Annotated in this window: 11 protein-coding genes; 10 read left to right on the top strand and 1 reads right to left on the bottom strand. The window is 70.8% G+C overall.

Translation table 11 applies throughout. The annotated features are described in order from the left end of the window. Positions 1-195 precede the first annotated feature (195 nt). Positions 196-1797 (top strand): MFS transporter, encoded by a 1602-nt coding sequence (locus ACFUO4_RS42990; protein ID WP_383496014.1) that lies wholly within the window; start codon positions 196-198, stop codon positions 1795-1797. A gap of 175 nt (positions 1798-1972) precedes the next feature. Next, on the top strand, positions 1973-3163 hold the full coding sequence (locus ACFUO4_RS42985) for an acyl-CoA dehydrogenase family protein (protein WP_383496011.1): 1191 nt from the start codon (positions 1973-1975) through the stop codon (positions 3161-3163). A gap of 36 nt (positions 3164-3199) precedes the next feature. On the opposite strand, the gene ACFUO4_RS42980 is transcribed toward ACFUO4_RS42985, so the two are convergent. Further along, on the bottom strand, positions 3200-3640 hold the full coding sequence (locus tag ACFUO4_RS42980; RefSeq protein ID WP_079312542.1) for a cell division protein SepF: 441 nt from the start codon (positions 3638-3640) through the stop codon (positions 3200-3202). Positions 3641-3939: 299 nt separating this feature from the next. On the opposite strand from ACFUO4_RS42980, the gene ACFUO4_RS42975 reads away from it, so the two are divergent. The 8 genes from ACFUO4_RS42975 (at position 3940) to ACFUO4_RS42940 (ending at position 14147) form a co-directional block, all read left to right on the top strand. Beyond that, the gene (locus tag ACFUO4_RS42975) at positions 3940-5124 is read left to right on the top strand and encodes a DUF5685 family protein (protein WP_383496008.1); all 1185 of its coding nucleotides are present in this window, start codon (positions 3940-3942) and stop codon (positions 5122-5124) included. 532 nt (positions 5125-5656) lie between these two features. Further along, positions 5657-7432 carry an FAD/NAD(P)-binding protein gene (locus tag ACFUO4_RS42970; RefSeq protein ID WP_383496005.1) on the top strand — a complete coding sequence of 592 codons (1776 nt, stop codon included), beginning with the start codon at positions 5657-5659 and terminating at the stop codon, positions 7430-7432. A gap of 85 nt (positions 7433-7517) precedes the next feature. Continuing rightward, positions 7518-8567 carry an LLM class flavin-dependent oxidoreductase gene (locus ACFUO4_RS42965; protein WP_383496002.1) on the top strand — a complete coding sequence of 350 codons (1050 nt, stop codon included), beginning with the start codon at positions 7518-7520 and terminating at the stop codon, positions 8565-8567. Next, positions 8564-9913 (top strand): NtaA/DmoA family FMN-dependent monooxygenase, encoded by a 1350-nt coding sequence (locus tag ACFUO4_RS42960; protein WP_383495999.1) that lies wholly within the window; start codon positions 8564-8566, stop codon positions 9911-9913. Before ACFUO4_RS42965 ends, ACFUO4_RS42960 begins: the two co-directional genes overlap by 4 nt. A 5-nt stretch (positions 9914-9918) precedes the next feature. Continuing rightward, a complete protein-coding gene (locus ACFUO4_RS42955) occupies positions 9919-10686 on the top strand; it encodes a DUF1684 domain-containing protein (protein ID WP_383495996.1) in 768 nt (255 codons plus the stop codon). A gap of 212 nt (positions 10687-10898) precedes the next feature. Continuing rightward, positions 10899-11798, top strand: coding sequence for a S1 family peptidase (locus ACFUO4_RS42950; RefSeq protein ID WP_079312532.1), 900 nt, complete (start codon positions 10899-10901; stop codon positions 11796-11798). A gap of 163 nt (positions 11799-11961) precedes the next feature. Next, entirely contained in the window at positions 11962-12831 is an 870-nt protein-coding gene (locus tag ACFUO4_RS42945) for a slipin family protein (protein WP_079312530.1), read from the top strand. A gap of 233 nt (positions 12832-13064) precedes the next feature. Continuing rightward, the gene (locus tag ACFUO4_RS42940) at positions 13065-14147 is read left to right on the top strand and encodes a S1 family peptidase (RefSeq protein WP_383495993.1); all 1083 of its coding nucleotides are present in this window, start codon (positions 13065-13067) and stop codon (positions 14145-14147) included. Positions 14148-14184: the final 37 nt, after the last annotated feature.

The raw sequence follows: 14184 nt of genomic DNA, 5'->3' as shown, positions 1-14184 counted from the left end.
AGTGGCGTACGCCACACGAGTTCTCCGCGGAGTGTGAGAGGTCCACCACTTGGCCGAGACGTGAACTCGCGTACGCTGACGTGTCACTCGCCTTCGTTGCGCGGGCCGGAGATCACCGCTCCTCCGGCCGAGATCACGGGGAGTCCCCACCCCGTGTGCCCGCCGAACGCGAGGGAACATCTGGGAGGTACGTACATGTCCGGGACGACCACGGCCGCCGCAGCGCTGCGCCGTCGGGCGGCCGGGGCCGGTGCCAACCGCTGGGTCGTCCTCGTCGTCCTCTGCGTGAGCCTGCTCCTGGTCGCGGTCGACGCGACCGTGCTGCACGTGGCGGTCCCCGCCGTCACCGAGGACCTCAAGCCCGGCGCGATAGAGCTGCTCTGGATCGTCGACGTCTACCCCCTCGTCTGCGCCTCGCTGCTGATCCTCTTCGGCACGCTCGGCGACAAGGTCGGCCGCAGACGCGTCCTCCTGCTCGGGTACGCCCTCTTCGGCGTCGCCTCCGGGGTGGCCGCCCTCGCCGACAACGCGCAGGTGCTGATCCTCGCGCGGGCGCTGCTCGGGGTCGGCGGCGCGATGATCATGCCCGCGACGCTGTCGATCCTCCGCCAGGTCTTCCCCGACCGGCGCGAGCGGGCGCTCGCGATCGGCATCTGGAGCGCGGTGGCCGCGGTCGGCGCGGCGGTCGGCCCGCTGCTCGGCGGGTTCCTCCTCGAGCACTTCTGGTGGGGCTCGGTCTTCCTGGTCAACATCCCGCTCATGCTGGTCAGCCTGCCGGTCGGACGGCTGCTGCTGCCCGAGTCCAAGGGCAGCGGGCAAGGACCCTGGGACGTGGTCGGCGCGCTGATGGCCGCGGCCGGGCTGTTCGGGGTCGTGCTGGGCGTGAAGCGGCTCGGCGGCGGCGAGATCGACGGGATCACCGCGGTGCCGCTGGTGGTGGGCGCGGTGCTGCTGGTTCTTTTCGTACGACGGCAGAGGCGCCGTACGCATCCGCTGGTGGACCTGCGGATGTTCGCGCGGCCCGCGTTCTCCACCTCCGTCTGCTGCATCGTGCTGGCGATGCTGGCCCTGGTGGGCCTGGAGCTGATCGCGGCGCAGTATCTCCAGCTGGTGCTGGGACTTTCCCCGCTGGAGACGGGGTTGCGGCTGCTGCCGTTGACCGTGGCCGCGATGGCGTCCGGTCTGGCCGGGGCGCGGATGCTGCGGCGGTTCGGGCCGCGGCGGATGGTGTGCTTCGGGTTCTGTCTGACGGCTGTCGCGGTGCTGACGCTGCTCGGGATGGGCGGCGAGGACAACGCGCCGCTGCTGCTGTTCGGGTTCGTGCTGCTGGGCTTCGGTCTGGAGACGACGCTGTTCGGGGCGTACGAGTCGATGCTGAGCGAGGCTCCGCCGGAGCAGGCGGGCGGGGCGGCGGCGATCGGGGAGACGTCGTACCAGCTGGGCGCGGGGATCGGGATCGCGCTGCTCGGCAGTGTGATGAACGCGGCGTACACGCCTGGACTGTCGTCCGTGCAGGGAGTGCCGGCGTCGGCCTCCGCGGCGGCGGGGCATTCGCTGGGCGAGGCGTACGAGGTGGCGGGACGTCTGGGAGGGCCTGCCGGTGAGGCCCTGCGTCGGACGGCCCGGGACTGTTTTGTGCACGGGCTGCACGTGACGTTGCTGGTGAGTGCGGGGTTGTTGCTGCTGGGGGCGGTGATGGCGTTGCGGTTGCCGCGGGTGATGCAGTGCGAGGTCGTTCCGGCTGAGGTGGAGGTGCCTGCGCCTCGGGACGTCATGGAGTCCCGCGTCTCCGCGTAGCTCTCCCACCCGCGCACCGCCCGTGACTGTCGGCTGGAAGGCGGGCGTTTCCTGTGGGGGTGCTTCGCCGTTGGCGGCTGCGGGTGCAGCTACTGGACGGGCGTCACACCTCCCCGTAACGTCTGGACCCAGTTCTGATTAGCGGTGCTAGTTTTCTGTGTCGGAGGGTGTTGTCATGTCTGGGGCCTCGAAGCTGCCGCCGTTCGATCCCGCCGATCCCCTCGGTATCGATGATCTGCTGGAGCCCGAGGACCTCGCCGTCCGGGACACCGTGCGGGCCTGGGCCGCGGATCGGGTGCTGCCGTATGTCGCCGAGTGGTACGAGAGCGGCGAACTGCCGGGGATTCGGGACCTCGCCCGGGAGCTCGGCGGGATCGGGGCCCTCGGGATGTCGCTGGACGGGTACGGGTGCGCCGGGGCCAGCGCGGTGCAGTACGGGCTCGCCTGTCTGGAGCTGGAGGCCGCCGACTCCGGGATCCGCTCCCTCGTCTCCGTGCAGGGCTCCCTCGCCATGTACGCCATTCATCGCTTCGGCAGCGAGGAGCAGAAGCAGGCCTGGCTGCCGCGCATGGCCGCCGGCGAGGTCATCGGCTGCTTCGGGCTGACCGAGCCCGACCACGGGTCCGACCCCGCGTCCATGCGGACGTACGCGAAGCGCGACGGCACCGACTGGGTGCTCAACGGGCGGAAGATGTGGATCACCAACGGGTCCGTCGCGGGCGTTGCCGTGGTGTGGGCGCAGACGGACGAAGGGATCCGCGGGTTCGTCGTGCCGACCGACTCGGCCGGGTTCTCCGCGCCCGAGATCAAGCACAAGTGGTCGCTGCGGGCGTCCGTCACCAGTGAGCTCGTGCTCGACGACGTGCGGCTGCCCTCGGACGCCGTGCTGCCGGAGGTCGTCGGCCTCAAGGGGCCGTTGAGCTGTCTGTCGCACGCCCGGTATGGGATCGTGTGGGGCGCGATGGGAGCCGCGCGGAGCTGTCTGGAGGCCGCCGTCGAGTACGCGAAGACGCGGGAGCAGTTCGGACGGCCCATCGGCGGATTCCAGCTGACCCAGGCCAAGCTCGCCGACATGGCGGTCGAACTGCACAAGGGGATTCTGCTCGCCCATCATCTGGGGCGGCGCATGGACGCCGGCCGCCTGCGTCCCGAGCAGGTCAGCTTCGGCAAGCTCAACAACGTGCGTGAGGCCATCGAGATCTGCCGGACCTCGCGGACCATCCTCGGTGCCAACGGGATCTCCCTCGAATACCCCGTCATGCGGCACGCGACGAATCTGGAGTCGGTGCTGACGTACGAGGGGACCGTCGAGATGCACCAACTGGTACTGGGCAAGGCGCTCACCGGGTTGGATGCCTTCCGGTGAACCCTGCGCGGGGCAGGGCCGGTGAGCGGCCCTGCCTCAGCTCTGGTTGAAGAAACCGTCCGTGCGGTGCGCGGCCGGGTCGCCGTTCACGATCTCCGTGTTGGCGGGGGTCAGCAGGAACACACGGGTCGAGACACGCTCGATCGAACCGCGCAGTCCGAAGATCAGGCCGGCCGCGAAGTCGACGACCCGCTTGGCGTCGGCCGGCTCCATCGCCGTCAGGTTCATGATGACGGGAACCCCGTCCCGGAAGAGCTCGCCGATGGCGCGCGCGTCCCGGAAGCTGTCCGGGGTGACCGTCCCGATCCGACGGCCCTTCTCCTCGGCCACGTCCGAAGCCACCTTGACCCGGGGGTCGGTGACCCAGGCATCCCCGGCCTCGGTCCCTTCGGAGTATCCGTCGTCGTCGTAGTAACGCTCGTCATCGTTGTCGTCAACGAGGCCCAGCCAGGCACTCGCCTTGCGCACCGATCCCATGGACGCCTCCTCTCACAGCGGTCTGTTTTGCTTTCCGCATCCCTATGGTCATCCATGATGCGGACGTCGCGCCAAGTGGATAGACGCCGCGCGGGGGGTTTGTGACGGTACTGGTGCACAGCGAATCCGTACAGAGCCCGGGTGCCCCAAGGGTCGTTTCCCATACGGCTGCTGACTGTGAGTGAAATATGATTCTTCGCGGCGTATGGGTGAGACACGGAGCGTACGGGTGAACGAGGCGGTCGGCGCGATCGATACGATGCCGCCGCTGAACGTCGTACGCACCACGGGGGATCGCCATGTTCGGAATCGTCAGGCCCTGCCGTCATCGGCTCGGTGAGCAGCTCAAGACCCAGTGGATGGCGCATTTGTGCGGGCTGTGTCTCGCGCTGCGCAAGGATCACGGCCAGTTCGCGCGGATCGTCACCAACTACGACGGGCTGCTGATATCGGTTCTGACGGAGGCTCAGGCCCGGGAATCGGGTGGTGGGAGGCGTACGGCGGGGCCTTGTCCGCTGCGCGGAATGCGTACCGCATCCGTAGCCAACGGTGAGGGCGCGCGGCTCTCCGCCGCCGTCTCGCTGGTGCTCGCGTCGGCCAAGGTCCGGGACCATGTCGCCGACGGGGACGGGTTGCTGGCCCGCAAGCCGGTCGCGCTCGCGGCGCGCCGGGTGGCGTCGAGCTGGGGTGCGGCGGGGGCCCGCAGCGGGTCCGCGGTCGGGTTCGACACCGCCGTGCTCGTCGACGCGGTCGACCGGCAGCTCGGTATCGAGGCGCTCGCCGGGCCGGGCACGCCGATCCTGACCGTCACCGAACCGACCGAGACCGCGACCGCCGCCGCCTTCGCGCACACGGCCGTGCTGGCCGGCCGCCCCGGCAACGCGGCACCGCTCGCCGAGGCCGGGCGGCTCTTCGGACGGCTCGCGCATCTGCTGGACGCCGTGGAGGACAGGGAGACTGACGCCGCGGCGGGCGCCTGGAACCCGCTGACCGCGACGGGGACCTCGCTGACGGAGGCGCGACGGCTCGCCGACGACGCCGTGCACGGGATCCGGCTGGCGTTGCGCGAGGTCGAGTTCGCTGATGCCGAGTTGGCGCATGTGCTGCTCGTGCATGAGCTGCGGGGGTCGGTGGACCGGGCCTTCGGTTCGTCCTCGTGCGGGCACGCGGGGCATACGGCCGGCATGTCGTCGCCGTACGCCCCTCCCGGCCCCGGCGGTCCGGGCTTCCCGCCCCCGGAGCCGCCCCGCCGGGACCGGCGCGGGCTGCTCGCGGGGTGCGCGGTGTGGCTGGGGCTCGCCTGCACCTGCCAGATGTGCTGCGGGGAGTTCGAGGACCCGTGGAGCCGGCAGCGGCGGGAAGGGCTGTGCAATCAGTGCGATTGCGGTGATTGCGGGGACTGCTGCGACTGCAGTCAGTGCTGCGGAGACTGCTGCGGGAACTGTTGCGACGGCTGCGACTGCGGGTGTGACTGCGGCTGCTGAACCGGGGGCGTGCGTATGACGGAACTGTCTCCTGTGAGCGAGAAAGAGCGCTGGGTGAGGGGAGGGCGCTTGTGAAGGCGAAAGAGGAGAAGAGAGAAGGGTGGAGCGGGAATGCGCAAAAGGCGCCCCGGTCGTCGGGGCGCGCAGGGGGTCAGCTCAACAGGAAGACGACCACACGCGACCGAGGTCGATGTGGGAGCGCTTGACCAGCCACTGCTGTGGATGCATGGGCCAAGTGGAACAGGCATCCGGTTGTGCGTCAACTGACCTGAGACGTACCGCTCACAGTGTGGACAGCCTTGACAGTGAGGGGAAACCGCCCCGTAGTCTCGAAAGGCGGTCCTGCTGAGGGGCTCGGCCGTATGTGAAGGCGCCCGTCCACACGGAGCTTTCGCATGTCCTGCGACACCCTCGTCACAGCCCCCGCCGCCCCGGGCATACCCGCGGGCGCGGATTCCCTGCGGACCGTCCCGCAACGCCCTCTCAGCCGGCTGATCGGCACCCTCACGGGCACGCGCTCGGAGGCCGCGCGATGAGCCGGGGCACGCTGGTGATCGTCGGGGCCGGGCCGCGGGGGACCGGTCTGATCGAGCGGATCGCCGCCAACGCGCCCGAGCTGTACGCCGGTTCGGGACTGTCCCGCGAAGGCTTCGACATCCATCTGGTGGACCCGTATCCGCCGGGCGCCGGGCGCATCTGGCGGGAAGCGCAGTCGCCGCTGCTGTGGATGAACTCGCACGCCGAGGACGTCACCATGTTCACCGACGAGACGGTGACCATGGAGGGGCCGGTGCGCCCCGGGCCCACCCTGCACGAGTGGGCCGGCATCGACGGCGCCACCTTCGCCGACCGGCAGCTCCAGGGCGCCTATCTGCGCTGGGCGCACGAGCAGGCGGTGGCGGCGCTGCCCGAGGGCGTCCGTGTCCACCACCACCCCAGACGCGCCCTGCGGATCAGCGGTTCGCGCGACGGACGTCAGCAGGTGTGGCTGGAGGACCGCCCGCGCCCGCTCCTCGCCGACCTGGTGGTGCTCTCCCTCGGCCATCTCGATGCCGAACTCGACGTGGAGCAAAGCAGGTTGGCGGCATACGCCGAGACGCACGGCCTCGTCCATCTCCCGCCCGACTTCACCGCCGACAGCGACCTGTCCGCGCTCGCGCCCGGCGAGCCGGTCCTCGTGCGTGGCTTCGGGCTGGCCTTCGTCGACCTGATGGTGCTCCTCACCGAGGGGCGCGGCGGGCGGTACGAGGGGGACACCTATGTGCCCTCGGGGCGGGAGCCGGTGCTGTACGTCGGCTCGCGGCGCGGGGTGCCGTACCACTCGAAGATCGGGTACGAGTGGACCGGCGAACGCCCGCCGCTGCCCCGGTTCTTCGGGCCCGCGGAGGTGGAGCGGCTGCTCGCGCGCCCGGGCGGGTTCGACTTCCGGCGGGACGTGTGGCCGCTGGTGGAGAAGGAACTGGGGTTCGCCCACTACCACCGGCTGTTCGGTGTCCACCCCGAACGCACCTCCGGCGCCTGGGCGGACTTCGAGGGGAAGTACGCGGCGGCCGAGGGCGAGGCGGAGATCCACGCGCTGGTGGCGTCCGCCGTGCCCGACCCCGCCGACCGCCTGGACCTGACGGCACTCGACCGGCCGCTGGAGGGGGTGCGGTACGGGTCGTACGAGGAGTTCCAGGAAGGGCTTCGCGAGTACGTGGAGCGGGATCTGAGGAGACGTCATGATACCTCGCACAGCCCGGACTTGGCGGTCTTCCTCGGACTGCTCTCCGTCTACGGGCAGTTGATCCGGCTCGGTGGCGTGCCGCCCTGGTGGCACGGGTTCTTCAGCTATCTGGCCTCCGGGCCGCCCGGCCCCCGGCTGCGGCAGCTGCTGGCGCTGTCGCGGGCCGGTGTCGTGAAGTTCGTCGGTGCCGACATGAGCGTCACGGCCGAGGGCGGGGTGTTCCGGGCGACGAGCGCGACCGTGCCGGGCGCCTTCGTCGAGGCGCGGGCGCTGGTCGAGGCGCGGCTGCCCGAGCCCACCGTCGGGCGGGCCAGGGACACGCTGCTGCGGGAACTGCACGCCGACGGGGCCGCCGAGACGTCCGACGGGCTGCTCCGGGTCGACCCCGCCGACGGGCGGATCCTCGACCGGGACGGCCGGCCGCACCCCCGGCGGTTCGCGCTCGGCCCCTACACCGACGGCCGTACCCCCGGCGCCTTCACCCGGCCCCGCACCGGCGGGCCCGCCTTCCGGCAGAACGACGCGACCGCGCGGGCGGCGCTGCAGTTCCTGGGGGCGTCGGCCGGGCGTGCGGCGGCATGACGGCGGCCGGTCCGGTGACACCCCCCACCACTACGTCTGAAGGAACGCCACCCATGACCGTCATGGACCCGGAGCCGGTGCTGTGATGCTGCATCTCTCCGCCGCCGTCGACCAGCCGTCCGTGTACGACGCCGCCTCCTACGTCGACCTGGTCCGTCTCGCCGAGCACGGCGTCCTCGACTTCGTGACGCTGGACGACACCTTCGCCCGGCCCGGGCTCGACGCGCTGTCCGTGCTGTCGCGGGTGGCGCCCGCCACCCACCGCGTCGGTCTCGTCCCGACCGTCACCACCACGCACACCGAGCCCTTCCATGTGCAGGCCGCCGTCGCCACCCTCGACTGGGTCAGCCGGGGCCGGGCGGGCTGGCGGCTCGAGGTCTCCACCACCGAGGGCGAGGCCCGGCTCTTCGGCCGCCGGCACGCCGCCCCCGCCGAGGAGCTGTGGCGGGAGGCCGGTGAAGTGGCCGACGTGGCCGCGCGGTTGTGGGACAGCTGGGAGGACGACGCCGAGATCCGGGACGTGCCGACCGGCCGCTTCATCGACCGGGACAAGCTGCACCACGTCGACTTCCAGGGCACCGGCTTCTCGGTCAAGGGCCCCTCGATCGTGCCCCGGCCCCCGCAGGGCCACCCCGTCCGGGTCGTCGACGCGACCGAGGGGCTCGCCCGGCGCACCGCCGCCCGGTACGCCGACGTGGCGCTGGTACGGGTGGCCCAGGCCGCGCAGGCCGGTGCCGTACGCGACCAACTCCGCAAGGAAGCCGCCCGATTCGGCAGGAACCCGGACGAGCTGCGGGTCTTCGTGAGCCTCCTCGCCGACCTCGGCGACGGCGAGCACGCGGCCGAGCCCGGCCATGGTGGCGGCGGGCCACGGCAGACCGCGCAGGGCCCGCTGTACCGGGGCGGGCCCGTCGACCTCGCCGAGCTGATCGCCTCCTGGCACCGCTCCGGTGCCGTCGACGGCTTCCACCTCACGCCCGCCGCACCGCGCCGCGACCTGGAGCGGCTGGTCAACGGCACGGTTCCGCTGCTCCAGCACCGGGGCTTGTTCCGCACCTTCTATCCGGGCAGCACGCTCCGGGACCACCTGGGCCTCGCGCGGCCCGCCAACCGGTACGCGGGGGAGGCCTCATGACGCGGCAGGCGAAGGCGAAGCGGATCCATCTCGCCGCCCACTTCCCGGGCGTCAACAACACCACGGTATGGGCCGATCCGCGGTCGAGGTCGCAGATCGAGTTCTCCTCCTTCGAGCACCTCGCCCGTACCGCCGAGCGCGGCCTGTTCGACTTCTTCTTCCTCGCGGAAGGGCTGCGGCTGCGCGAACACAAGGGCCGTATCCACGACTTGGACGTCGTCGGCCGCCCGGAGTCCCTCACCGTGCTGAACGCGCTCGCCGCCGTCACCGAACGGCTCGGGCTCGCCGCGACGGTCAACGCGACCTTCAACGAGCCGTACGAGCTGGCCCGCCGGCTGGCCACCCTCGACCATCTCAGCGGGGGCCGGGCCGCCTGGAACGTGGTGACCTCCTCCGACGCCTTCACCGGCGAGAACTTCCGGCGCGGCGGCTTCCTCGACCGCGCCAACCGGTACACCCGGGCCGCCGAATTCGTCTCCGTGGCGCGGGAGTTGTGGGATTCCTGGACGCCGGAGGGGGTGTCCCGGCCGTTCGCGCACCGGGGGCGGCACTTCGACATCGCGGGCGAGTTCACCGTGCCGCGCTCTCCGCAGGGGCATCCGGTCGTCATCCAGGCCGGGGACTCCGACGAGGGCCGGGAGTTCGCGGCCGCCACCGCAGACGTGGTCTTTCCCTGCTGGGGGTCCGGGGGTTATCCCCCGGGAGAGCACAGCACGCGGCAGAGTTCACTGGCGGCGGGGAAGGCCTTCTACGCCGATGTGAAGAGGCGGCTCGCCAAGTACGGCCGCGCGCACGGCGATCTGAAGATCCTGCCCGGCGTCTCCGTCGTCCTCGGCGACACCGCCGCCGACGCCCAGGAGAAGGCCGCCGAGATCCGGCGGCAGCAGACCTCCCCGCAGACGGCGTTGCTCACCCTCGAGCAGATCTGGGGCGCCGACCTGTCCGCGTACGACCCCGACGGACCGCTCCCCGACTTCGATCCCGTGCCGGACTCCGGCATCACCCAGGGGCGGACCCGGCGCGGCGACACGGTCGCGATCGCGGAGAAGTGGCGGGCGTTGGCCGAGGAGAAAGGGCTGTCGATCCGGGAGACCGTCATCGAGGCGGGCGGCCGGCAGTCCTTCGTCGGCACCCCGCAGGCGGTCGCCGCCGAACTCGACGCGTTCGTGCAGGCCGACGCCGCCGACGGTTTCATCCTCGTACCGCACCTCACCCCCGGCGGGCTCGACGAGTTCGTGGACCGGGTGGTGCCGCTGCTCCAGGAGCGCGGGGTGTTCCGCACGGAATACGAGGGCAGCACCCTGCGCTCCCACCTCGGGCTCGCAGCACCGGAACAGAAAGGCTGATCAGGATGACCTCGGACGCGTTCGACGCGTGGAAGCAGTGGCACGAGGAGCGTGTCGAGTCGGTGTCCGCGCCCTACGGGCCGCTCTCGCTCACCGGCACGTACTGGCTGGAGGACTATCCGGACGGCCGGCTTCCGGGCATCCCCGGGACCTGGCGGATCGACGGCGACGCGGTGCTGCTGACGGCCGACGAGGCCGACGGGCTGACTCTGGACGGGCGGCCGGTGAGTGGTGAAATACGGCTCGCGGCGGACGCGGGCCCACTGGCGCTCGGCGAACGGCAGCTGGTGGTGCTGGTGCGCGAAGGCGTGTGGGGTGTACGGGACTTCGACCCCGGCTCCGAGGCGCGCCGCGCCTTCCGTGGCATCGAGGCCACGCCCTACGATCCGCGCTGGTCGGTGCCGGGGCGCTTCACGCCGTACGACGAGGACCGCACCGTACGCGTGCCGAACGCGGACGGCCGGGAGCGCGGTCTCGGACTCGGCGGGGAGCTGGCGTTCACCCTCGACGGGCGGGAGCGCACGCTCCAGGTGACGGTCGAGGCGGACGGCTCGCTGTGGGCTGTTTTCGGCGATGCGACAAATGGGACGAGCAGCTTCCGTTTCCGGTTCCTGCGGCCCGCCGCGCCGGACGCCGAGGGGCGTACGACGGTCGACTTCAACCGGGCGCTGCTGCCGCCCTGCGCCTTCGCCGACCACTTCATCTGCCCGTTCCCGCCGCCCGGGAACACCCTGGACGTGGCCGTCGAGGCGGGGGAGCGCAACCTGCTCTGAGGGATTGGCCAAGTCTTGGCCGACACATGGGTGAATCACAGGTTGACGGCCGAAAGGCGCCCTTGCGTCTACCGGTCGTTCGGCCGAATACTCCCCCTCAGCGCTTGTCAGGGGCACGGCTTGTTCGGAATCCGGACGCCCGGGCCCCTGGCTGCGCCTCACGGGCCCCGACCCCACGCGGGCCCCCGACTTCCCCTGTGGAGGAACGACAAGTGAGGATCAAGCGCACCACCCCCAGCGGCATTACGAGACGGACCCGGCTGATCGCCGTTTCCACCGGACTCGTGGCCGCCGCCGCGATCGCGATCCCCAACGCGAGCGCATCGGACGTGTCCACCTTCAGCACCACCCAGCTCAAGAGCGCGAGCAACTCGGTGCTCAAGGCCGACATCCCGGGCACCGCCTGGGCGGTCGACAGCAAGACCAACCGTGTCGTCGTCACCGTCGACAGCACGGTCTCCAAGGCGGAGATCGCCAAGATCAAGCGCCAGGCCGGCGCCAACTCCGGCGCGCTGACGATCAAGAAGACGCCGGGCAAGTTCCAGAAGCTGATCTCCGGCGGCGACGCCATCTATGCGAGTAGCTGGCGCTGCTCGCTGGGCTTCAACGTCCAGGACAACAGCGGGAACTACTACTTCCTGACCGCCGGTCACTGCACCGACGGCGCGGGCACCTGGTGGTCGAACTCCTCCCACTCGACCACGCTCGGCACCACCGCCGGCTCCAGCTTCCCGACCAACGACTACGGCATCGTGCGCTACACGAACTCGTCGGTCACCAAGTCGGGCGCCGTGGGCAGCCAGGACATCGCCAGTGCCGCCACGCCTTCGGTCGGCACCACGGTGTACCGCCGCGGCTCCACCACCGGCACGCACAGCGGCCGCGTCACGGCCCTCAACGCGACCGTCAACTACGGCGGCGGGGACATCGTCTACGGCATGATCCAGACCACGGTCTGCGCCGAGCCCGGCGACTCCGGCGGCCCGCTCTACGGCGGCTCCGTCGCCTACGGCCTGACCTCGGGCGGCAGCGGCAACTGCTCCTCCGGCGGCACGACGTTCTTCCAGCCGGTCACCGAGGCGCTGAGCGCTTACGGGGTGCACGTCTACTAGGCCCCGGCACGTCCACCGGACCATGGCCGGTGGCCACCCTGCGTTCACGAGCCCCCGTACGCGACTCGCGTACGGGGGCTCCCCCTCGGTCGTGCGGCGGAGTTACCTTCGGACCACAGGCAGTACTCCCTGTGGACGCCCACGACGGACCCTGGGGGCCGTGATGGTGGAGGAGCTGGTGGCGGCGGGAGTGACCCTCGTGTCCGCCGGGGCGGTGTACGCGATGGCCGCGGCGCGGGTCGTCAAACAGTACGAACGAGGCGTGGTGTTCCGCCTCGGCAAGCTCCGGCCGGAAGTGCGCGGGCCGGGGTTCACGATGATCGTTCCGGGCATCGACAAGCTCCGGAAGGTCAACATGCAGATCGTGACGATGCCGGTGCCCGCGCAGGAGGGCATCACCCGGGACAACGTCACGGTACGGGTCGACGCCGTCGTCTACTTCAAGGTGACCGCGCCGGCCGAGGCGGTCGTACGGGTCGAGGACTACAAGTTCGCGGTCTCGCAGATGGCGCAGACCTCGCTCAGGTCCATCATCGGCAAGAGCGAGCTGGACGATCTGCTCGCCGACCGCGAAAAGCTCAACCAGGGGCTGGAGTTGATGATCGACAGCCCGGCCGTGGAGTGGGGCGTCACCATCGACCGCGTCGAGATCAAGGACGTCTCCCTGCCCGAGACCATGAAACGCTCCATGGCCCGGCAGGCCGAGGCCGACCGGGAGCGGCGGGCTCGGGTCATCAACGCCGACGCCGAGCTCCAGGCGTCGAAGAAGCTCGCCGAGGCGGCCAAGGAGATGTCCGAGCAGCCGGCGGCGCTGCAACTGCGGCTGCTGCAGACGGTGGTGGCGGTGGCGGCGGAGAAGAACTCGACGCTGGTGCTGCCCTTCCCGGTGGAGCTGCTGCGGTTCCTGGAGAAGGCGCAGCAGCAGGGGGTCGCGGCGCCGCCACCGGTCGCGCAACCGGTGCAGGAGCAACTTCCGGCTCCGCAGCCCCGCTTGGATCCGGACCTGGAAGGGTCGAATTCAAGACAGGACTAGACCTCGCAGGCTGGTGGAGAGTTACTCGCTCGTAGTGTTTGCAGTGTGAATTCCCCTGGCCTGACTGTGCGCGGTCAAGTCCAAGGGGGCGCGCAATCGCGTTCTACGCGCGTCCGGAAGTCAACCTTGTGCACCCCCTGCGGGGTTCGGAAGAGTAGGCGCTCGTCAACCAGCCTTCCGGCCCACGAGGTCCCCACAACCGACCGGGCCGACCCCCCACAGGAGGACGCGAGTTGAAGCACCGACGCATACCCGGGCGGCGGGCCGCCGTGGCAGGTGCGGGCATCGCCGCACTGGTCGCCGCGGGAGTCACCTTCCAGACTGCGAACGCCAGCGAGCCCGCGAACGACCCCGCACCGAAGGTCCTTTCCGCCCTCGCGGCCGGAAACCTCGCCTCGTCACTCGACAAGGCACTCGGCGCCGACGCGGCGGGAACGTACTACGACGCGAAGAGCAAGGCGCTCGTCGTCAACGTCCTCGACGAGGCCGCGGCCTCGGTCGTCGAGGAGGCCGGCGCTCGGGCCCGGGTCGTGGAGAACTCCCTCGCCGAGCTCAGAAGCGCCCGTACGACCCTCAAGGACGACGCGACCATCCCGGGCACGTCCTGGGCGACCGACCCGACCACCAACAAGGTCGTCGTCACCGCCGACCGCACGGTCTCCGACGCCGAGTGGGCCAAGCTCACCAAGGTCGTCGACGGGCTGGGGGCGACGGCGGAACTCCAGCGCACGAAGGGGGAGTTCAAGCCCTTCATCGCCGGTGGCGACGCGATCACCGGCAGCGGCGGGCGCTGCTCGCTCGGGTTCAACGTCAGCAAGGGCGGCGAGGCGTACTTCCTCACCGCCGGGCACTGCACCGAGGCGATCTCCACCTGGTCGGACTCGAGCGGCACGCAGATCGGCACCAACGAGGTGTCGAGCTTCCCGGACAACGACTACGGGCTCGTCAAGTACACCGCGGACGTCGACCACCCGAGCGAGGTGGACCTCTACAACGGGTCCGCGCAGGCGATCACGGGGGCGGCTGCCGCGACGGTCGGGATGAAGGTGACCCGGAGCGGGTCGACCACACAGGTGCACGACGGGACCGTCACCGGGCTGGACGCCACCGTGAACTACGGCAACGGGGACATCGTCAACGGGCTGATCCAGACGGACGTGTGTGCGGAGCCGGGGGACAGTGGCGGGTCGCTGTTCTCGGGGAGCAGCGCGATCGGGCTGACGTCGGGGGGCAGCGGTGACTGCACCTCCGGTGGGGAGACGTTCTTCCAGCCGGTGACGGAGGCTTTGTCGGCCACCGGTTCGTCCATCGGCTGACGGTTCGTTGTGGTGCGGGTGGTTTGTTTTCCCACCC

The organism is Streptomyces sp. NPDC057280, assembly GCF_042668605.1.
Taxonomy (GTDB): domain Bacteria; phylum Actinomycetota; class Actinomycetes; order Streptomycetales; family Streptomycetaceae; genus Streptomyces.
Note: the sequence above shows the minus strand (reverse complement) of the source record. Positions and strands in the feature narration are given on the sequence as shown.